This window comes from Rhizobium sp. R693, from assembly GCF_002211315.1.
Taxonomy (GTDB): domain Bacteria; phylum Pseudomonadota; class Alphaproteobacteria; order Rhizobiales; family Rhizobiaceae; genus Rhizobium.
The window spans coordinates 370398-388564 of the sequence record NZ_LOKY01000001.1 but is presented as its reverse complement, the minus strand read 5'-3'; the positions used below and the strand labels follow the sequence as shown (position 1 = coordinate 388564).

The window sequence follows — 18167 nt, the reverse complement described above, 5'->3', positions numbered from 1 at the left end:
GGCGAGTTTCGCGCCCGCGCAGGGCCCACCAGATGGGCGATCGGCATCCACGAACGGGCCTGTCGTACCCGAGATTCCAATGAGGATCTTCCGAGGATCCGCGAGCTGGCGACACCCGCAATATCCCCATGTGATGCAGGACGAATTGGCCGCGATGCGGGAAGAAGGCGCGGGTCGGGGGGGGGGCGAGGCGGCGAGTTTCGGCTCGCTAAGCATCTGTTGTATTGGGACTTTTTTATGGTCGGCGAGGCGTCTGTTGGTCGTCGCTTTTCTGCAATTGACATATGCTCACTATGAGAATATCCATGGGCACCATAATATACTCAATTTGAGTATAAACAGGAGTCGGCCATGAATCACCGCGTTTCCGCGTCCTCCCTTTACGAGCGCGTTCGCCGCGTCATTCCTAAAGCAGAGTGGATGTCGTTCGAAGATGACGTCGAGGCGATCCTTAAGCTGAAGCGGCAGCGCAACGCCGTCATTCTTGCCCATAATTACCAGACGCCGGAGATCTTCCACGGGGTCGCCGATATCGTCGGGGACAGCCTGGCGCTGGCGCGCAAGGCTGTCGATGTCGAGGCTGACGTCATCGTGCTTGCCGGGGTGCATTTCATGGCCGAAACGGCCAAGCTGCTCAATCCCGGCAAGACCGTGCTCATCCCGGATATGGGCGCAGGCTGCTCGCTGGCGGATTCGATCACGCCTCAGGATGTGGCGCTGCTGCGCGAAACCCATCCAGGCCTGCCAATCATCACCTATGTGAATACGTCGGCGGCCGTGAAGGCGGCGTCGGATATTTGCTGCACGTCAGGAAACGCCAAACAGGTGGTCGAGTCGCTCGGTGTGCCGCGCGTGCTGATGATTCCGGACGAGTATCTTGCCCGCAATGTTGCGCGCGAAACGACGGTCGAAGTGCTTGCCTGGCATGGTCACTGCGAAGTCCACGAACTGTTTAGTGCCGACGACGTCAGGCAGTTACGCGAAAACTATCCCGGTGTAACGGTCCTGGCGCATCCAGAGTGTCCGCCGGACGTCGTCGCCGAGGCGGACTTTGCCGGATCGACCGCGGTGATGTCCGATTTCGTCGGGCAGCAGCGTCCGGCCCGCGTCGTTCTCTTGACCGAGTGCTCGATGAGCGACAACGTCGCTGTGCATCATCCCGAGGTCGAGTTCATTCGCCCCTGCAACCTTTGTCCGCACATGAAGCGGATCACGCTTGCCAATATCCGCACAGCCCTGGAAGAAAATCGCCACGAGGTCACGGTTGATCCTGACGTTGCCGTCGCCGCGCGCCGGGCCGTCGAACGAATGCTTGCGATATGAGCGAGCATCTCGACGCGTTTTGCGGGCAGATTATCGTCGTCGGGAGCGGGCTTGCCGGTCTGATGACGGCATTGACGCTAGCGCCGCAGCCCGTCGTGCTCATTACCCGCGGTGCCATCGGGACTGAGACGTCGAGCGCCTGGGCGCAAGGCGGAATCGCGGCATGCATCGGCGACGACGACAGCGTTCAGTTGCATCTTGCCGATACGCTTGCTGCCGGTGACGGCTTGTGCGATCTCCAGGCGGTATCCGAGATTGTCGCCGAGGGCCCGGCCGTCATCGCTGCCCTGGAGCGCGCCGGGGTCTCTTTCGACAGGGACAGCCAAGGAGGGCTCGTACTTGGTCTGGAGGCGGCGCATTCGCGTCGCCGTATCGTGCACGCGTCGGGGGATGGGTCTGGTGCTGCGGTCGTTTCCGCACTCGTGCGCGCGGTTGCAAACACGCCTTCGATCACGGTGCTCGATGCAACCGAGGTCCGCTCGCTTCTGACCCACGACGACTGCGTCAGCGGCCTCATCGTTTCCAGAGGAGCACAGCCTGCCGCCATCATGACCAACAGGGTGGTGTTGGCGACAGGCGGGATTGGCGGGCTCTACGACGCAACGACCAATCCGATGTCCAATTTCGGTCAGGGGCTCGCGCTGGCGGCGAGGGCGGGGGCTAAGCTTGCCGACATGGAATTCGTACAATTTCACCCGACCGGTCTCGATTCCGCGCGCCGGCCGCTGGCGCTCGTCAGCGAGGCGGTGCGCGGCGAGGGTGCCGTCCTCGTCAACGACAGGGGCGAACGGTTCATGTCGGGTATCGATGGAGAAGACCTAGCCCCGCGCGATGTTGTTGCGCGCGCCATCAGCGCCGAGCTTTCGCTCGGACGACGCGTCTTCCTGGATGCGCGTTGCGCGCTTGGCGATAGATTCGCACTTCGATTTCCGACGATCCAGGCGCTGTGCCACGAGGCCGGCATCGACCCCGCAAACGATCTCATCCCGGTGCGCCCTGCCGTTCACTATCACATGGGTGGTGTAGCGACTGGGCTGACGGGACGCAGCTCGGTCCCCGGCCTCTGGGTCATTGGCGAGGCAGCATCCAGCGGACTGCACGGAGCCAATCGTCTGGCCAGCAACTCGTTGCTTGAGGCGGCGGTCCTCGGCATGCGGGCGGCCCATGATATTGGCGCAACTGCGGCGGGCTCTCTTCGCCCGGTCCCCAGGATACCGTCTGTCTCCGCCCCTGATGCCTCGTTGGTGCGCGCGATCGTGTCGCGCCATCTTGGCGTACTGCGCAATGCCGGGGCTCTTAAGGGAGCGATTGCGACCCTGTTGCCGCTTGCGCAATCCGACGGACCTTGCGCCGATCCGGCCATTGTTGCTTTGGCAATTGCCGTCTTTGCAATGCTGCGCAAGGAAAGTCGCGGCGCCCATGCCCGCACCGATTTTCCATTGAAGCTGGCGGTTGCAGAACGCCGCTTCCTGACTCTCGCCGATGTTTTCGATATCGCGCGTGCCGACACCCCTCTTGCCCGGAGTGCCTGACATGTCCCTTTCCCCTTTGCCACGTCTTATCATCGAACCGCTGGTGCGTGCGGCTCTCTTTGAGGATCTCGGCCTTGCCGGTGACATCACCTCGGCCGCCGTCATCCCGGCTGATCATCACTCGTCCTTGATCATGGTCGCGCGGCAGTCCGGTGTTATTGCCGGCCTTGACGCCGCCGAGCTCGCTTTCCAGCTCGTCGAGCCAGCAATCGCGATGGCCCGTCACAGGCAGGACGGGTCGCGCGTCAAACCCGGTGACACCATCGCGACGATCACCGGGCCCTCGCGCGGCTTGCTGACAGGGGAGCGTACAGCGCTGAACTTTCTCGGACATCTGTCCGGCATTGCAACGGTGACAGCAAGCCTGGTCGAGGCGGTCCAGGGCACCAAGGCATCGATTGCCTGCACCCGCAAGACGACGCCCGGGTTACGGGCTCTGGAAAAATATGCCGTTCGCGCCGGCGGCGGCATGAACCATCGCTTCGCACTTCATGATGCGGTCCTGATCAAGGACAATCACGTGGCGATCGCCGGCGGCGTTGCCGAAGCGATCGCGCGCGCGCGTGCCGGTGTCGGGCATATGGTCAAGATAGAGGTCGAGGTAGATACACTCGAGCAGCTGCTCGAGGCGATGGAAGAAGGCGTCGATGCCGTCCTGCTCGACAATATGACGCCGGATCAATTGCGCGAGGCGGTCGCAATCGTCAATCGGCGCGCAATCACCGAGGCCTCGGGGCGGGTTACGCCGGCAACGGTCGCTGCAATCGCCGCCTCAGGTGTTGATCTCGTGTCGGTTGGCTGGTGCACGCACAGTGCTCCGACGCTGGATATCGGGCTCGACGTGCAAGGCTGACAGACATTGGCAATTCGTCGACGCTTAATTATGGTCGCGGCGCGTCAACGAAGGGTCTTGGAAAATGCGCCTTGCCAGCCTGTCGATGTATGTCGATCCTCAGCCGTTGATGGACGCAACCGCTGATTTGTGGCGCTATATCAGCGATTACCTGCGGGACGAGGCCGGGCTGTCCGGTGTGCCAGCGGAACTCGACCGTTCACTGACTTATCACGAGGCTTGGCTGCACCCGGATCTCATTCTTGCGCAGACCTGCGGTTATCCCTATGCAAAGCGGCTGCGCGGCTCGGTTCGCCTCGTGGCAACGCCAATCTACGACCTGCCTGGCTGCGACGGCCCGCTGATGCGCAGCTTCATCATCGTTCACGAAAGCGCATCCGTTCGATCGCTTGCCGATCTTTTCGGTTTGCGTGCCGCAGTCAACGACCATGAGAGCAACTCGGGCAGCAATTTCTTTCGCGCTGAAATAGCCCCGCTCGCTGAAGGTCGGCGCTTCTTCGGCGATGTGATCGAAACCGGCGGTCACGCCGCCAGCATCACCGCGCTCGCCGAAGGCAGGGCCGATGTTGCGGCAATCGATTGTGTGACCTTTGGCAACATACGCCGTTTTGCGCCGCAGAGGCTTGCCGGCCTGCGCATCCTTGCCGAGACGACCAGCGGCCCTGGGCTGCCCTTCATTACCTCCTCCGGCTCATCGGATGGAGAGGTTGCGCAACTGCGCAACGCGCTGCAGGCGGCGATCAACGACCCCTCCCTGGCGAGCGTTCGCGAAACGCTTGCGCTTTCAGGTTTTGTCACCCTTTCCGATGCCGAGTACGAGCCTCTTCTGGCACTCGAACGTCAGGCCGCTCTTCTTGGCTATCGCCGGATTGGCTAGGAAAGTGCGGAGTTGATGGCTATGTTCCATATACAACTTATCGCTAGTCCTCAAACAGCTTGCCGGTGCGAGCCTCGAGCCGGTAGCGGTTGCCGGGGTAAATCAGGCGGGCCGTCGAAACGACGTGGCGCCCCGACCAGGTCCGCCGACGGATCGAAAGGCACGGCTCATTCTTGAGGATGGTCAAGAGCTTGCATTCCCAGGACTGCGGCATGGCCGCCTCGACGATATGTTCGGATCCGCTGAGCGGGGCAGCAGCCGTCAGATAGGCATTCGGTGTCAGGGAGGCGAAATCCTGTGCCAGGTAGTCGGGAGCTGCGGCCGGATTGACGAAACGATCCTCGATCTGCACCGGTACGCCATTTTCACTGTGCACGATCAGGGAGTGAAAGACGGGTGCGCCGATATCGAGCTCGAGCGCGTCCGCCGTCTCGGGAGAGGCTGTTTCCTGAGCTAGAATGACCACCGAGGCCTCATGCGCGTGACCGCGCTCGGCAATCTCTTCGGCAATGTTGCGCACCTCGAACAGGGCTGAGTAACCCTTGCGCTCGGCGACAAAGGAGCCGACGCCCTGAATGCGCACGAGCTCGCCCTCGCTTGCCAGTTCCCTGAGCGCCCGATTGGCGGTCATCTTGCTGACCCCAAGCTCCGTGACCAGTTCGTTTTCGGAAGGCACGCGATGCTTCGGAGGCCACTCGCCGCTATGGATCCGGTCGAGTATCATCTGCTTGACACCAGCATAGAGCGGTGCGGTATCGTGGTCCCTCTTCATCTCGCTTGGACGCTTCATTGCCCATTCCCTTTGCAACGGCGGAATCCGCTCGATAAATCGACTTTCCTCTTGCATAACACAAAATATCTCATATGGTACCCTATACAACCTCTCGAAAGATCGACCAGCAAGGTCGGCATCGGGCAAGCCGGCGAAGACCGGTGTCGGACCGATAAGGTCAATCGTCACTTCAGAGGAGATTAAACAAATGAAATTCAGCGCGCTTCTTCTTTCCGGCGCCTTTGTACTGTCCGCCTTCGCTGCTCCTGTTGCGGCCAAGGACTGGAAGACTGCTACGATTACACTCGAGGGTGCCTATGCCCCCTGGAACATGACCAATGCCGACGGCACGCTTGGCGGCTTCGAACCAGAGCTTGCAAAGGTTCTGTGCGAGCGCGCCAAGATCGAATGCAAGCTCGTCGCTTCCGACTGGGACGGCATGATCCCGGCGCTCAATGCCGGCAAGTTCGATGTCATCATGGATGCCCTGTCGATCACCGACGACCGCAAGAAGGTCATCGGCTTCACGATCCCCTACGCTGCAACACCGGCAGCCTTTGCCACGGCCAAGGACAGCCCGCTTGCCAATGCCGCCGGCACCGGCGCAACGATCAAGATGACGCCAGGCCAGACCGGAGTGAAGGAAATCGATGCGCTGAAGGCGGCCTTCAAGGGCAAGACGATCGGCATTCAGGCCGCCACCGTCTATGCGAAATTCGTCTACGACAATTTCGGCGACATTGCAGAAATCCGTGAATACAAGACCGGCGCCGACCGCGATCTCGATCTTCAGAACGGCCGTATCGACCTCGGCTTCGACGATGCCGTCTACTTCGCCAATGCCTTCCAGTCCGCAAATGACACCTTGGCCTTCACTGGCCCTGAAATCGTAGGCTCGATCTGGGGCGAGGGTGAAGGTCTCGGTATCCGTCAGGCCGATACCGAGCTTCGCGACAAGTTCAACGAAGCGATCAAGTCCGCGCTCGCCGACGGCACCGTCAAGAACCTGTCGATGAAGTGGTTCAAGGTCGACGTCAGCCCGCAGAACTGACCTCCGGCGGAGGCCGGACGTCCGGTCTCCGGCCTTAATGCCGGGGACCGCATGCTTTTAGACATCGCCGGGCGCGGGGAACGTGATATGGCAACACTGGAACTGATCGGATTCGGCTCGACTGGATGGGGCGCGCTGCTTTTGCTCGCTGCGCTGATGACGCTTTGCGTGACCGCAACTGCACTTGCAATCGGCGCCGTGCTTGGAGCGATCATCTCTGCGGCCAAGCTCTCTGGCAAGGCGTCGCTCGTTGCACTCGGCAACGTCTACACGACCGTCTTTCGCGGTGTGCCGGAACTGCTGATCATCTACCTCATCTATTTCGGAGGCTCGTCTGCCGTCACCTCGATCGGCAAGGCGATGGGCTATGAGGGGTTCCTCGGCCTGCCCTCGTTTCTCGCAGGTGCGCTGGCTGTGGGTATCATCTCCGGCGCCTATCAGGCGGAAGTTTTCCGCGGAGCCTACCTTGCCATTTCCAAGGGTGAATTGGAGGCGGCGTCGGCGATCGGCATGCATCGTGGTCTGCGGTTTCGCCGGATCGTAATTCCCCAGGTGCTGCGTTTCGCGATCCCCGGACTTGGCAATGTCTGGCAGCTCAGCCTCAAGGATTCGGCGCTGATCTCGGTGACGGGTCTGGCGGAGCTGATGCGCACCAGTCAGGTCGCCGCCGGTTCCACGCGACAGTATTTCCTGTTCTTCATCGTCGGCGGCATCCTCTATCTGATCCTGACGAGCCTCTCTGACCGGATCTTCAACGGCGCCGAGCGGCGTGCCAATCGCAGCATGCCGACCGCGGCCATGGGAAAGGCGTGAGGTAGCAACGATGGATCTCGCTTTTCTCGTCCAAACGATGACGACACTGGTCAAGGCCGTCCCGATGACCCTGGCTCTGTTTTCTCTTTCCGTCTTCTTTGGTGGTCTTCTGGCGCTGCTGATCGTCTGGATGCGCGTCGGCGGCAATCCGGTGCTGTCGGCGATCGCCAAGGGATACATCTTCGTCTTTCGCGGCTCGCCGCTGCTGATCCAGATGTTCCTCGTCTTCTACGGCCTTGGCCAGTTCGGCTTCATCCGCTATTCCTTCCTCTGGCCGTTCCTGCGCGAGCCGTTCGTTTGCGCAGTGCTTTCGCTGGCGCTCTGCACCGCCGGCTATTCGGCGGAAATTTTCCGCGGCGGCATTCGCGCCGTGTCGCCACGCGAGATCGAGGCCGCTCGTTCGATCGGTATGTCCGGTGCGCTGCTCGTGCGTCGCATCCTGGCGCCAATCGCCTTTCGCCACGCGCTTCCGGCCTATTCCACCGAAATTGTCCTGATGATGAAATCAACCGCGCTCGCAAGCCTGGTCACCGTATGGGAAGTGACCGGCGTGGCGCAGCGGCTGATCTCGCAAACCTACCGCACGATGGAAGTGTTTCTCTGCGCTGCCATCATCTACCTCGTTCTCAACTTCGTCATTCTGCAGGCGATGTCCCTGCTCGAATATTCGCTCTCGCGACACCGCCGTGCGATCCCGCCGGCGCTCAAAGCTTAAGAGCTGAACGGACACGATTGGAGCTTTCATGCCAGGCGTTACCCGACTTTCCGTCCGCAACATCCGCAAGAGCTTCGGCACGCATGAGGTCCTGCGTGGTATCTCGCTCGATGCTGAAGATGGCGACGTCATCTCGCTGCTTGGGGCCTCCGGCTCCGGAAAATCCACCTTCCTGCGTTGTATCAACCTCCTGGAAACGGCAACCGACGGCGAGATCTGGGTGGATGGAGAACAGATCCGCATGATCCACAAGGGCGGGGTGAGCCGGCCTGCCAGCCAGAAGCAGGTCGACCACATCCGCTCGGAACTCGGCATGGTCTTCCAGTCCTTCAATCTCTGGTCACACATGACGATCCTGCAGAACGTGATCGAGGGACCGGTTCATGTCTTGAAGCGTCCGCGCGCCGAATGCATCGCCGAGGCCGAGGTGCTTTTGGAAAAGGTCGGCATCGCCGACAAGCGACATGCCTATCCGGCACACCTGTCGGGCGGCCAACAGCAACGTGCCGCAATCGCCCGCGCTCTTGCGATGAAGCCGAAGGTCATGCTTTTCGACGAACCGACTTCCGCGCTCGACCCCGAACTCGTCGGCGAGGTGTTGCGTGTCATGCGTGCGCTTGCCGAGGAGGGGACGACCATGCTGGTGGTCACGCACGAGATGAGCTTTGCCCGCAATGTCTCCAACCGGGTTGTCTTCATGAAGGAAGGCCTGGTCGAGAGCAGCGGTGCGCCGGACGAGATGTTCGGTGGCGGCGCCTCGCCCGCCTTTCGCCAGTTCATCGGCCATTTCGGAAGCACACAATGACGGTCACCATTGATGCGCGGATCGGCTGGCGCGAGGTGGCGCGCGTGGCAACCGGGGAGGCGCTCGCACTTTCTGACGAAGCATTTGCGCGCGTGGACAATGCAAGCCGTATCGTCGAACGGATCGTTGAAACTGGCGTGCGCGCCTACGGCATCAATACCGGCGTCGGCGCGCTTTCCGATACGGTGGTCGATCGCCCCTTGCAAAGCCGACTGTCGCGTAACATCGTCATGAGCCATGCCTGTGGTGTCGGCGCGCTGTTGGCGAGGCGCGAGGTGCGCGCGATCATCGCGGCGCAAATCGCCAATTTTGCGCACGGCCATTCCGGCGTGCGTGCGGACATTGTCCGCCATCTCACGACATTTCTTCAACGCGATTGCGTGCCGGATGTCCCATCAAAAGGCTCAGCCGGCTACCTGACGCACAATGCCCACACCGCGCTCGTCCTCATCGGCGAGGGAACCGCTTCAGTGGCTGGCAAGCGCATGAGTGGTCGCGAGGCGCTCAGTGCGATCGGTCTTCTTCCACTCGTGCTCGGCGCGAAAGAGGGATTGAGCCTTGTCAATGGTACGGCCTGTGCAACGGGTCTGGCCAGCGTCGCATTGGCGCGAGCCAACCACCTCCTCGACTGGGCTGATGCGGTCGCCGCCCTGACGCTGGAGGCGGCAGGATGCCAGATGGCGGCTTTCGACGAAGCCGTCTTGGCACAGCGTCCGTCGCGCGGCATTGCCGATGTCGGCGCTTCTTTGAGGCGGCGCCTGGCTGGCAGCGGCCTGATCGCGGCGGCGCTCGGAAAGCGCACACAGGATGCCTTAAGCCTGCGTTCGGTGCCGCATGCTCACGGGGCGGCTCGCGACGTCTTTGACAATGCCTGTGACGTTGTCGATCGCGAACTTGCCTCGGTAACCGACAACCCGGCGGTCTCAGGCACCCCCGAAAATCCGCTTGTCTCGTCGCAGGCTCATGCCGTGGCGCCGGCCCTGGCGCAAGCCTCAGACAGCCTGGCAATTGCCCTTGCGCAGATATCGGCGATCAGCGAGCGCCGCATGGACCGGCTCGTCAATCCTTTGGTCAGCGGCCTGCCGCCGTTTCTGGCGAGTGACGCCGGCAGCAATTCCGGCTTCATGATCGCGCAATACACGGCTGCGGCGCTCAGCAACGAGAACCGCAGGCTGGCTGCGCCGGCCTCCACCGATGGCGGCCTGACCTCCGGCCTGCAGGAGGACTTTCTTGCTCATCCGACGGCCGCGGCAAACAAGCTTTTGTCTGTGATCGACAACGCCGAATATATTCTCGCAATCGAGCTGATGGCCGCAGCCCAGGCGCACGACTTCCTTGCACCAACGGCTGGCCGCGCCAAGGGGACGGACGCAATCCACCGAGCCGTACGCAATGTCGTTGCCCACTATGGCGACGATCGACCTCTTGCCGGCGACATAGAGGCGCTTTTGACTTTCATCCGTCACCAAGCGCCGCCGGAACTGATGTGAGTATGAGACATGACAGCTGAATTCGACGTTGCCGTCATTGGGCTTGGCGCCATGGGCAGTGCGGCACTCTCCCATCTTTCGGCGCGCGGCGCCAGGACGATCGGGATCGATGCCTATTTTCCGGCCCACGCACTCAGTTCCTCGCATGGAGATAGCCGCCTCATTCGGCTCGGCTATTTCGAGGACCCTTCCTATGTACCGCTGCTGCAGCGTGCCTATCGCAACTGGCGCGCATTGGAGACCAGGCTTCGCGCAGACATATTGACGACCACCGGCGTCCTTCAAATTGGCGCTGAAGACAGCAAGGTCGTTGCGGGAACGCGCGCATCCTGCAAGATGCATCAATTGGCGCACGAAGTGCTTGACAAGGGCGAGATGGCACGTCGGTTTCCCGCCTTTCAGCTGGGCGATGACGACATCGCTGTCCTTGACCCTCAGGGCGGCTATCTCAGACCCGAGGCTGCCGTCATGGGTTATCTCAAACTTGCGGCCGGGGACGGCGCGGTCCTTCATTTCGGAGAGCCGGTCACCGCCATTGAGCCGGGTGACGGCGGCGTGACGATCCGCTCTGCGGTTGGCCAGTATCGCGCAAGCAAAGTCGTGGTCGCGACCGGCTCCTGGATTGGCGAGCTCGTTCCGCAATTGCAAGAGCATGCTGTCGCGATCCGCCAGGTCGTTGCCTGGTATCAGCCGCGCGACGGGTTTTCGACCGAACCGCAGCGTATGCCGTGCTTCCTGAGGGATGAAGGAGAAGAAGGGTCCTACTTCGGCTTCCCGGCGATCGGCGTCGATGGCGTGAAGGTCGGCCGGCACGCGCATTTCCGTGAGCCGATCGATCCCAGCAAACCCAATCCGCCGGTCAATGACGCGGACACGGCGCTGCTCGACGGCTTTATCGCCAAGCGCCTGCCGGCCGCCGCCGGGCTGCGCGTCAACGCGGTGACCTGCCGCTACACAATGCTGCCGAGCGAAGATTTCCTGCTCGATCTTGCGCCCGGCAATCCGAACGTGGTCGTCGCCTCGCCGTGCTCCGGGCATGGCTTCAAGTTCACAAGCGTCGTCGGCGAAATTCTCGCCGATCTGGCACTGGAGGGTGGAACGAGCTTGCCGATCGCCGCCTTCTCCTTCGATGCCATGAACCGCTTCGTCGCTGCCCGAAAAGCCGCCTGATCTCGCTGTTCCGGCGAGGGGCTGGAACGACGCTCAAGCGGTTGCCCTGCGACCATAGATATTCGCCGGTAAGCAGGATGTGCACCCTGCACAAGGGTGAGATGCGGGCCGGAAGCTCTGGTGGCACATCAAGACCTTCATTCCGCCGTTCGGCGACAGCTGGCCAAGATGGACAATGTCCCAGTCGATGATGATTGCCATCAGCAGGCGCAGCCTCCTGGGATGCTGCCCCTCGGTGCTTCGATCGCGAAATTTCGCCTTGACGGCCGATGTGCAGGGCACTCTTGAGCCCATAGTGGGCCTCGCCCCGTTGAGACCGATCTAGGCGCCGATAATGCAGAGCGCGGGTTCAACGCGGCTGACACGTTGAAGCGCATGCCTAGCGAGGGGGCGCGGTCCGGGCCCAGCGGCCTCGAAAACAATCATCGCGTCTATCTGCGCGGCCTCACGCCTTGACCTGATTTGGTGCTGACTGCGACTGAACTGCGCGACAAGCATTTAGGGAATGCCGCTTCCCACTCGCTTAGTAAAGCAATCGAGCTCGTATCGTTCCCGGAATCTGGCGAAGCTCGTCAAGTAGGTCATCGGCTGTCTGGCCAACGCCCTCCGCTTCAATGACCACGTAACCCGTTTCGCCGTACGTCTGCAGGAACTCGCCGACGATATTAAATCCGCGCGAGGAAAAAATCGTATTCAGATTGTTTAGAATGCCAGGGCGATTTTCATGAACATGGATGAAACGCGTGCCGTTTGGACGTGGCGGCAGTTGAACCTGGGGAAAGTTGACAGCACCGAGCGTCGATCCGACGTCGGAATACTCCACGAGTTTCCTGGAGACTTCTCTTCCAATACGCTCTTGGGCTTCTTCCGTCGACCCGCCAATATGCGGTGTCAGAATTACATTGTCCAAACCCTGCAGCGGTGTTTCAAAACGATCTTTATTTGATGCTGGCTCCTTCGGAAACACGTCCACGGCCGCGCCTGCGAGATGCCTTTCTTTCAAAACCTTCGCAAGCGCCTCAAGATCCACCACCGTTCCGCGGGCATTATTGATGAAAATGGCTCCCCTTTTCATTCTGCGCAGTTCAGTCTCAGTAATCATGTTTTGCGTCGAACTCGTTTCTGGAACATGCATCGTCACAAAATCCGAGATTTCGAGAAGCTCGCCGAGCGTTGCCATCGATTCTGAATTGCCGTGGCGAAGCTTGTCTGAAGGATCAAAATAGCGAACGTTCATACCCATGCCTTCGGCAAGAACGCTTAGCTGCGAACCGATATTGCCATAGCCCACGATGCCCAACGTTTTCCCGCGTACCTCACGACTACCTTCGGCGGATTTGTCCCATCCACCTTCATGAGCGGAAGCCGAACGCGGCAAAATCCGCCTGGTCAGCATTATGATCTCACCGATCACAAGCTCGGCGACCGAGCGAGTGTTCGAATAAGGAGCGTTGAACACGGGGATCCCGCGTCGACGGGCAGCATCCAGGTCGACCTGGTTTGTCCCCACAGAGAAACAACCGACGGCAATCAGCTTTTTGGCGGAACTGAAAATTTCTTCCGTGAGATGGGAGCGCGAACGAATTCCGACAATATGCGCATCGGCTATATGACTTTTGAGATCCTTGGCGTCCAGAGCCTTCGGCAAATGGGTCAGGTTGACGTAGCCGGATGACGAAAAGTAGTCCACAGCGCTCTGGCTGATGCCTTCAAGCAGAAGAACGGAAATCCGATCGCGCGGAAGAGAAAGACGTCGGGTCATTGAACTGCTTTCGATTTTCTAATTCGGTTGGGCCGAGGTCGCTTGTCGGTAAAAAGCTCACAGACATGGAAACATGGTTTAGCGACCATCCGGTGGACAGCGCAAGAATTAACTCCGCTCCAGTGGCACGCATGATGCCAATCCCATAGGCTGGCATTTCCGATACTGGGTATGCGGTGCGAGGACGCGTGGCGCCACCTATAGGCGCAATCCGCTCTTTGCATCGAAGAGGTGAATTGCCTCCCGGTCAAAAGAAAGCGTCAATGGCTGGCCAATCTCCAAAGCCGTGCGCGGTGGCAGGCAGGCCGTGATCCGTTGCATGCCGGCAAGGGCGGTAACGACAAGCTCAGGGCCGGTCAATTCGCCAACCTCGCAGCTGGCCGCAATCGTGAGCCCGGACGAGCCAAGTCGAAGTGCTTCCGGCCGTATGCCTGCGATCAGTTTTTGCCCATCCTCGGGTCGGGTTTCAAGTTCGTCTGGCAGCGGCAGCAGGGCGTCGCTGCCGTCAATCTGAAGTTCACTTGCGCGCACCGTCGCGTTCAAGAGGTTCATTGGCGGCGCACCGACGAAGGTGGCGACATAAAGGGTTGCCGGCCTGTCGTAAATCTCGGATGGCGTGCCAAGCTGTTCGATCCGCCCGTCACGCATGACCGCGATGCGGGTGGCAAGCGTCATGGCCTCGATCTGGTCATGCGTGACGTAGACGACGGTTGTCTTCAACATCTGATGCAGCCGCTTCAGTTCGGTGCGCATCTCCATGCGCAGCTTCGCATCGAGATTGGAAAGCGGTTCGTCGAAGAGGAAGACCTGCGGCTTGCGCACAAGCGCGCGACCGATTGCAACGCGCTGGCGCTGGCCACCCGACAACTGGCTCGGTTTGCGCTCGAGCAGGCTTTCGATCTGCAACAGTTTGGCTGCGTCGCGCACAGCCCGGTCGCGCTCGGCGGCCGGAACTTTGCGCATCTCCAGACCAAAACCGATATTGCGGTGGACCGTCAGGTTCGGATAGAGCGCATAGGACTGGAAGACCATGGCGATGTCGCGATCCTTCGGGTGCACGCCAAGGACGGAGCGTCCGCCGATGAGAACATCGCCGCTTGTTGCCGCGGCCAGTCCTGCGATGATGTTGAGCAGGGTCGACTTCCCGCAGCCCGACGAGCCGAGGAGTACGAGAAATTCGCCGCTTTCGAGCGCGATGTCGATGCCCTTCAACGTTTCGACATCGCCATATGTCTTGCGGATATTGTCGATTTCAAGCGCACTCATTGAGCCGTTTCCTTGGATGCGGATGAGCCGTAGCTGCGGGGAAGGGTGGAAATCGCCCGCGAGGCGACTTTAGTGCCCGCCTTCAGGCAGGCGGCGAGCGGCTCTTCTTTTGCCAATGCAGCCAGAAAGCCGGCATTGAAGACGTCGCCGGCGCCGATCGTGTCGACAACCTTGACCGAGGGGGCCGTAGCCTGGATGCATTGACCGTCAGCGCCGATCGCAAGCGCCCCCTCAGGGCCGCGTTTGACAACGACGATTGCGCCATCAGGCATGTGCGATCGGATCTTGACTGCTGCTTCGGCAGGGTCGTCGAGGCCGGCAAGCGTCGTGGTTTCCACTTCGTTGAGAAGTGCGATTGCGCAGCGAGACAGCCAGCGTCGCGTGGCATCGCAATTTGCGGTCGTCCAGCCGTCGAGCGGCCAGCCTGTATCGAGCGCAATCGCAATGTCGTGCTGGTCCGCCCAGTCGAAGAAAGCATCGTATTGCCCTGTCAGATCGTCTGTCAGGAACGAGCCGCAGAGCAACACATAGCCGCCTGACAGCTTCGCGCCGTTAAGAACGGCCAAGACATCGCCCAGGCTGAAGCGCGGCAGGTGCCCGCGGGTGGTAAAGAAGGTACGCTCTCCGTCCGGATGCGTTATGCCGACGGACAGTGTCGTTTGCTCCGGGCGCACCGGCCAGTTCGCGGCACGCTCGGCGAAAGCCTCGCGCAGCCACTGGCCGAACTGGTCGTTGCCGACATTGGCTGCAATCTCGAACGCGACGCCGAGGCCATTCCAGGCGAGCGCGCTATTGCCAGCCGCTCCACCCACGCGCAGTTCGTCATGATCGACGATGATCTCGGTGCCAGCCTTCGGCCAGGGCGCCGCAGGACCGAGGATGAGGTCGACATTGACGTTTCCGATGACGGCAAGCGGACGCATCATTCACTCCGGGTTATCTTTGTCGAGCGCAGGGGTGTGCCGGCGTTTTCGACCCGCGCATCGGCAAAGGCAATCATCAGGCGCTGTGCCACAGGCAGCATTGCGAAAATCGCGGCAAGGCCGGAGGCCTGATTGAAGCCGATGGTAACTGCGCCGGCGACAGGCTCTTCGCCCGATGCATCGAAGATGACGACCGGAGCACCGGTTGCGACGGCCGATACCGCCATGGCGGTGACCAGGCCCGCCGTGCCGTCCCGCCCTTTGAACAGAATGACACCGATCGCCGGGCCGAGCATCTCCATCGGTCCATGTCGCAACTGGCCGCCCTCCAGCGAGAAGCAAGGGCGACGGGAGAGCTCGGTCAGGCCAAGCGCCAGCGCCTCGGCCAAGCCTTGCAGGCGCCTGCCTGAGGTAACGACGCTCGCCACCCCGTCCAGAGCGGCAAGAGCGGCATCGATGCTTGGTGTTTCGGGGGAAGCAAGAGCAGCGAGCGAGGCTGCGGGATCCTCGCCAAGGGCTGCCAGCACGGCCAGGTGCAGGGCAAAGGAGACAGTGAGGCTGCGGGTAGCCGCAAATGCCAGCTCGGTTCCGCCAGCTCCTATCAGTGAAGGGGCCGCGCGCGCGAGAAACGATCCTGCCTCCAGCGTCAGCCCGAAGGTGTCAAGGCCGCGCCGGGTCTCATTGAACCAGCGCACCACCTCAGCACTTTCGCCGGATTGCGACGTCATCAGAACGGTTCGTCCTTCGAGTGAAAGTGGCTGCCCCAATTGTTCGGAAAGAGGCAGTGCGATCGCATCGATGCCGCGGGCGCGGTAGAGCGGTTCGACCGCGCGACCGACGGCATGAGATCCGCCCATGCCGAGAAGGAGGACGCGACCATTCTTCTTCAGCGATGCCGCGATGGCCTCAGCGGTCTTCTTTGCGCTGTCGTAAGATGCCAGGGCATCGGCATGCTGACGCGCCATTTCCCGGTCGATGGCAATCAGGCCGGCTGGTCTTGTGGTTTCCATGGTGCTTGTCATCCCTTGACGCCGCCACTTGTCAGCCCTGAAATCAGGGCCCGTTGCATGACGAGACCGACCAGCACCGGGGGCAGGGCGGCAAGCACGCCGGCGGTTGCGATCAATCCGTAATCGGAGACACGGCCACCGGCGAGATCGGCAATGGCAACCGTGAGTGTCTTGGCGCGCTGGTCGGAGGTGAAGAGCAGCGCATAGAAGAATTCATCCCAGCCGAGCAGGAAGGCAAACAGCGCCGAGGTTGCGACGACAGGCATGGCGAGCGGCAGGGTGATGATTTTCCAGGTCTGGAACAGGCCCGCGCCGTCGATCGTTGCCGCGGCTTCGATTTCCCTCGGGATGGAGTCGAAGCCGGATTTCATCAGCCATGTCGTGAAGGGCGCAAGGATCGTCAGATAGACGAGGGCAAGGCCGAAGACGTTGTTCAGCATGCCGAGATAGGCCAGGCCCATGTAGAGCGGCACGGCAAGTGCTACCGGCGGCAGCATATAGGTGGCAATGACCATTGACAGCGACCAGCCGACGGACGGGGTCCGCGACACGGCCCAACCGGCTGGAATGGCCAGCGCGATGGCGGCAATCGTCGCCATGCCGGCAACCTCGATGCTGTTCCTGAGCGACGAGGTGAAGGCCGCGCCTGCGCTGTTTTCAATAGTTGAAAGCAGCGTGGCATAGCGCGAAAAATCAGCCGACTGTGGCCACCAGCGCAGCGGCCTGGCGGCAAGATCGGCCGCCGGCGAGATGCTCATGATGAAGAGCCACAGAATGGGCGCGAGAATGACGGCGGCAAGCAGCAACGCGCAAGCATAAATGAAGACCGAAAATATCGGGCTCTTCCGTTCCATCAGGCAGCACTCCCCGCGCTCTTGCGCACCAAAGCGGCATAGGCGACGGCAAGCAGCGTCACCAGCAACGTGACGATCAACGCCAAGGAGGCGCCGGAACCGGCGCGCTGGAAGGAAAACGCTTCCTGATAGACCAGGATCGACAGCGTCCTCGTGCTGTTGGCAGGGCCGCCACGGGTCATGACCCAGATGATGTCGAACACCTTGAAGGCCTCGATGGTGCGCAGGACCAGCGCCACCATCAGCGGGCCGGCGAGATAGGGCAGGATGACGAAGCGAAAGCGGGCGAAGGGACCGGCGCCGTCGACCAGTGAGGCGGCAGTGACGTCACGGGGTACCGCCTGCAGGGCAGCAAGGGCAATGAGCGCCACCAGGGGGAAGTTCTTCCAGCAATCGGCAACGATCAGAGCGCCAAGCGCCGTCCCCGGTTCACCGAGCCACGAGCGATAGGCATCGATCAGGCCGATTTGCATCAGCGCTGCGTTGAGCGCGCCGTATTCCGGATTGTAGATCAGCCGCCACAGCGTGGCGTTCACCACTGTTGGCAGCGCCCAGGGGAGGATCATCAACGCGCGCAAGACCGCTCGACCACGAAAATCCTGGTTGAGGAGAAGTGCCGCAAGCACACCGATCACCATTTCGGCGGCGACCGAAATGATCGCGAACCAGGCGTTGGTGATCAGCGTTCGCTGGAAATTCGAACCGGAGACCATCTTTGCGTAGTTGTCGATGCCGACGAAATTGCCGGCGGTACCCACAAGCTTGGCGTCTGTGAAAGACAGGCCAACGGTGTCGACCAGCGGCCACCCGATGACGGCAATCATCACGACAAGCAGCGGCAACATCAAAAGCCACGCGCGGGTTGTCATCCAGGTGCCGGACATGAGGCGCCCTCTCAATTCATCGCATTGTCGAAGTGGGGGCCAGGCGGCAGGCGCCGCCTGGCGGCTC

The 18167-nt window shown here is 61.3% G+C and carries 17 protein-coding genes and 1 pseudogene; 10 read left to right on the top strand and 8 right to left on the bottom strand.

Features of this window, described 5'->3' with window-relative positions:
• Positions 1-351: 351 nt before the first annotated feature.
• The 4 genes from nadA to ATY79_RS01880 all read left to right on the top strand — a co-directional run bounded on the left by nadA (position 352) and on the right by ATY79_RS01880 (position 4585).
• On the top strand, positions 352-1323 hold the full coding sequence (gene nadA, locus ATY79_RS01895; RefSeq protein WP_088702834.1) for a quinolinate synthase NadA: 972 nt from the start codon (positions 352-354) through the stop codon (positions 1321-1323).
• Positions 1320-2855 (top strand): L-aspartate oxidase, encoded by a 1536-nt coding sequence (locus tag ATY79_RS01890; protein ID WP_088702833.1) that lies wholly within the window; start codon positions 1320-1322, stop codon positions 2853-2855. Before nadA ends, ATY79_RS01890 begins: the two co-directional genes overlap by 4 nt.
• A gap of 1 nt (position 2856) precedes the next feature.
• On the top strand, positions 2857-3708 hold the full coding sequence (gene nadC / locus ATY79_RS01885) for a carboxylating nicotinate-nucleotide diphosphorylase (protein ID WP_088702832.1): 852 nt from the start codon (positions 2857-2859) through the stop codon (positions 3706-3708).
• A gap of 64 nt (positions 3709-3772) precedes the next feature.
• Positions 3773-4585 carry a PhnD/SsuA/transferrin family substrate-binding protein gene (locus ATY79_RS01880; protein ID WP_088702831.1) on the top strand — a complete coding sequence of 271 codons (813 nt, stop codon included), beginning with the start codon at positions 3773-3775 and terminating at the stop codon, positions 4583-4585.
• A gap of 43 nt (positions 4586-4628) precedes the next feature.
• Here the strand turns inward: ATY79_RS01880 and hutC are convergent, their stop codons facing one another.
• Entirely contained in the window at positions 4629-5375 is a 747-nt protein-coding gene (gene hutC / locus ATY79_RS01875; protein ID WP_088702830.1) for a histidine utilization repressor, read from the bottom strand.
• A 190-nt stretch (positions 5376-5565) separates the two neighbouring features.
• Between hutC and ATY79_RS01870 the strand changes: the two genes are divergently transcribed.
• The 6 genes from ATY79_RS01870 to solA all read left to right on the top strand — a co-directional run bounded on the left by ATY79_RS01870 (position 5566) and on the right by solA (position 11401).
• Positions 5566-6408, top strand: coding sequence for a transporter substrate-binding domain-containing protein (locus tag ATY79_RS01870; protein ID WP_088702829.1), 843 nt, complete (start codon positions 5566-5568; stop codon positions 6406-6408).
• A gap of 87 nt (positions 6409-6495) precedes the next feature.
• Positions 6496-7221 (top strand): ABC transporter permease subunit, encoded by a 726-nt coding sequence (locus ATY79_RS01865; protein ID WP_088702828.1) that lies wholly within the window; start codon positions 6496-6498, stop codon positions 7219-7221.
• Between the two features lie 10 nt (positions 7222-7231).
• Positions 7232-7936 (top strand): ABC transporter permease subunit, encoded by a 705-nt coding sequence (locus ATY79_RS01860; RefSeq protein WP_088702827.1) that lies wholly within the window; start codon positions 7232-7234, stop codon positions 7934-7936.
• A gap of 28 nt (positions 7937-7964) precedes the next feature.
• A complete protein-coding gene (locus ATY79_RS01855; RefSeq protein ID WP_088702826.1) occupies positions 7965-8741 on the top strand; it encodes an ATP-binding cassette domain-containing protein in 777 nt (258 codons plus the stop codon).
• Positions 8738-10231, top strand: a complete 1494-nt coding sequence (gene hutH, locus ATY79_RS01850; protein WP_088702825.1) for a histidine ammonia-lyase — start codon at positions 8738-8740, stop codon at positions 10229-10231. The genes ATY79_RS01855 and hutH overlap by 4 nt, the downstream gene beginning before the upstream one ends.
• A 9-nt stretch (positions 10232-10240) precedes the next feature.
• On the top strand, positions 10241-11401 hold the full coding sequence (solA, locus tag ATY79_RS01845) for an N-methyl-L-tryptophan oxidase (RefSeq protein WP_088702824.1): 1161 nt from the start codon (positions 10241-10243) through the stop codon (positions 11399-11401).
• Positions 11402-11447: 46 nt separating this feature from the next.
• Here solA and ATY79_RS31220 read toward each other — a convergent pair.
• The 7 genes and pseudogenes from ATY79_RS31220 to ATY79_RS01810 all read right to left on the bottom strand — a co-directional run.
• Positions 11448-11788: pseudogene (locus tag ATY79_RS31220) on the bottom strand (Tn3 family transposase); the annotation flags it as partial.
• Between the two features lie 136 nt (positions 11789-11924).
• Positions 11925-13163, bottom strand: coding sequence for a phosphoglycerate dehydrogenase (gene serA / locus ATY79_RS01835; RefSeq protein WP_088702823.1), 1239 nt, complete (start codon positions 13161-13163; stop codon positions 11925-11927).
• A 198-nt stretch (positions 13164-13361) separates the two neighbouring features.
• Positions 13362-14429, bottom strand: a complete 1068-nt coding sequence (gene ugpC, locus ATY79_RS01830; RefSeq protein ID WP_088702822.1) for a sn-glycerol-3-phosphate ABC transporter ATP-binding protein UgpC — start codon at positions 14427-14429, stop codon at positions 13362-13364.
• Complete coding sequence (locus tag ATY79_RS01825) at positions 14426-15352, bottom strand: PfkB family carbohydrate kinase (protein WP_088702821.1); 927 nt, start codon at positions 15350-15352, stop codon at positions 14426-14428. The genes ugpC and ATY79_RS01825 overlap by 4 nt, the downstream gene beginning before the upstream one ends.
• Positions 15352-16374 (bottom strand): SIS domain-containing protein, encoded by a 1023-nt coding sequence (locus tag ATY79_RS01820; RefSeq protein WP_088702820.1) that lies wholly within the window; start codon positions 16372-16374, stop codon positions 15352-15354. The genes ATY79_RS01825 and ATY79_RS01820 overlap by 1 nt, the downstream gene beginning before the upstream one ends.
• The gene (locus tag ATY79_RS01815) at positions 16371-17216 is read right to left on the bottom strand and encodes a carbohydrate ABC transporter permease (protein WP_088702819.1); all 846 of its coding nucleotides are present in this window, start codon (positions 17214-17216) and stop codon (positions 16371-16373) included. The genes ATY79_RS01820 and ATY79_RS01815 overlap by 4 nt, the downstream gene beginning before the upstream one ends.
• Complete coding sequence (locus ATY79_RS01810) at positions 17216-18100, bottom strand: sugar ABC transporter permease (RefSeq protein WP_088702818.1); 885 nt, start codon at positions 18098-18100, stop codon at positions 17216-17218. Before ATY79_RS01810 ends, ATY79_RS01815 begins: the two co-directional genes overlap by 1 nt.
• Between the last annotated feature and the right edge of the window lie 67 nt (positions 18101-18167).

What these genes read in the sequence shown, in the direction of transcription:
- ATY79_RS01825 (WP_088702821.1), bottom strand. Translation starts at nt 15,352, where the DNA reads ATGCGTCCGCTTGCCGTCATCGGAAACGTCAATGTCGACCTCATCCTC.
- nadC (WP_088702832.1), top strand. Translation starts at nt 2,857, where the DNA reads ATGTCCCTTTCCCCTTTGCCACGTCTTATCATCGAACCGCTGGTGCGT.
- ATY79_RS01865 (WP_088702828.1), top strand. Translation starts at nt 6,496, where the DNA reads ATGGCAACACTGGAACTGATCGGATTCGGCTCGACTGGATGGGGCGCG.
- ATY79_RS01815 (WP_088702819.1), bottom strand. Translation starts at nt 17,216, where the DNA reads ATGGAACGGAAGAGCCCGATATTTTCGGTCTTCATTTATGCTTGCGCG.
- solA (WP_088702824.1), top strand. Translation starts at nt 10,241, where the DNA reads ATGACAGCTGAATTCGACGTTGCCGTCATTGGGCTTGGCGCCATGGGC.
- ATY79_RS01810 (WP_088702818.1), bottom strand. Translation starts at nt 18,100, where the DNA reads ATGTCCGGCACCTGGATGACAACCCGCGCGTGGCTTTTGATGTTGCCG.
- ugpC (WP_088702822.1), bottom strand. Translation starts at nt 14,429, where the DNA reads ATGAGTGCGCTTGAAATCGACAATATCCGCAAGACATATGGCGATGTC.
- hutC (WP_088702830.1), bottom strand. Translation starts at nt 5,375, where the DNA reads ATGAAGCGTCCAAGCGAGATGAAGAGGGACCACGATACCGCACCGCTC.
- hutH (WP_088702825.1), top strand. Translation starts at nt 8,738, where the DNA reads ATGACGGTCACCATTGATGCGCGGATCGGCTGGCGCGAGGTGGCGCGC.
- ATY79_RS01820 (WP_088702820.1), bottom strand. Translation starts at nt 16,374, where the DNA reads ATGACAAGCACCATGGAAACCACAAGACCAGCCGGCCTGATTGCCATC.
- ATY79_RS01855 (WP_088702826.1), top strand. Translation starts at nt 7,965, where the DNA reads ATGCCAGGCGTTACCCGACTTTCCGTCCGCAACATCCGCAAGAGCTTC.
- ATY79_RS01890 (WP_088702833.1), top strand. Translation starts at nt 1,320, where the DNA reads ATGAGCGAGCATCTCGACGCGTTTTGCGGGCAGATTATCGTCGTCGGG.
- ATY79_RS01880 (WP_088702831.1), top strand. Translation starts at nt 3,773, where the DNA reads ATGCGCCTTGCCAGCCTGTCGATGTATGTCGATCCTCAGCCGTTGATG.
- ATY79_RS01860 (WP_088702827.1), top strand. Translation starts at nt 7,232, where the DNA reads ATGGATCTCGCTTTTCTCGTCCAAACGATGACGACACTGGTCAAGGCC.
- nadA (WP_088702834.1), top strand. Translation starts at nt 352, where the DNA reads ATGAATCACCGCGTTTCCGCGTCCTCCCTTTACGAGCGCGTTCGCCGC.
- ATY79_RS01870 (WP_088702829.1), top strand. Translation starts at nt 5,566, where the DNA reads ATGAAATTCAGCGCGCTTCTTCTTTCCGGCGCCTTTGTACTGTCCGCC.
- serA (WP_088702823.1), bottom strand. Translation starts at nt 13,163, where the DNA reads ATGACCCGACGTCTTTCTCTTCCGCGCGATCGGATTTCCGTTCTTCTG.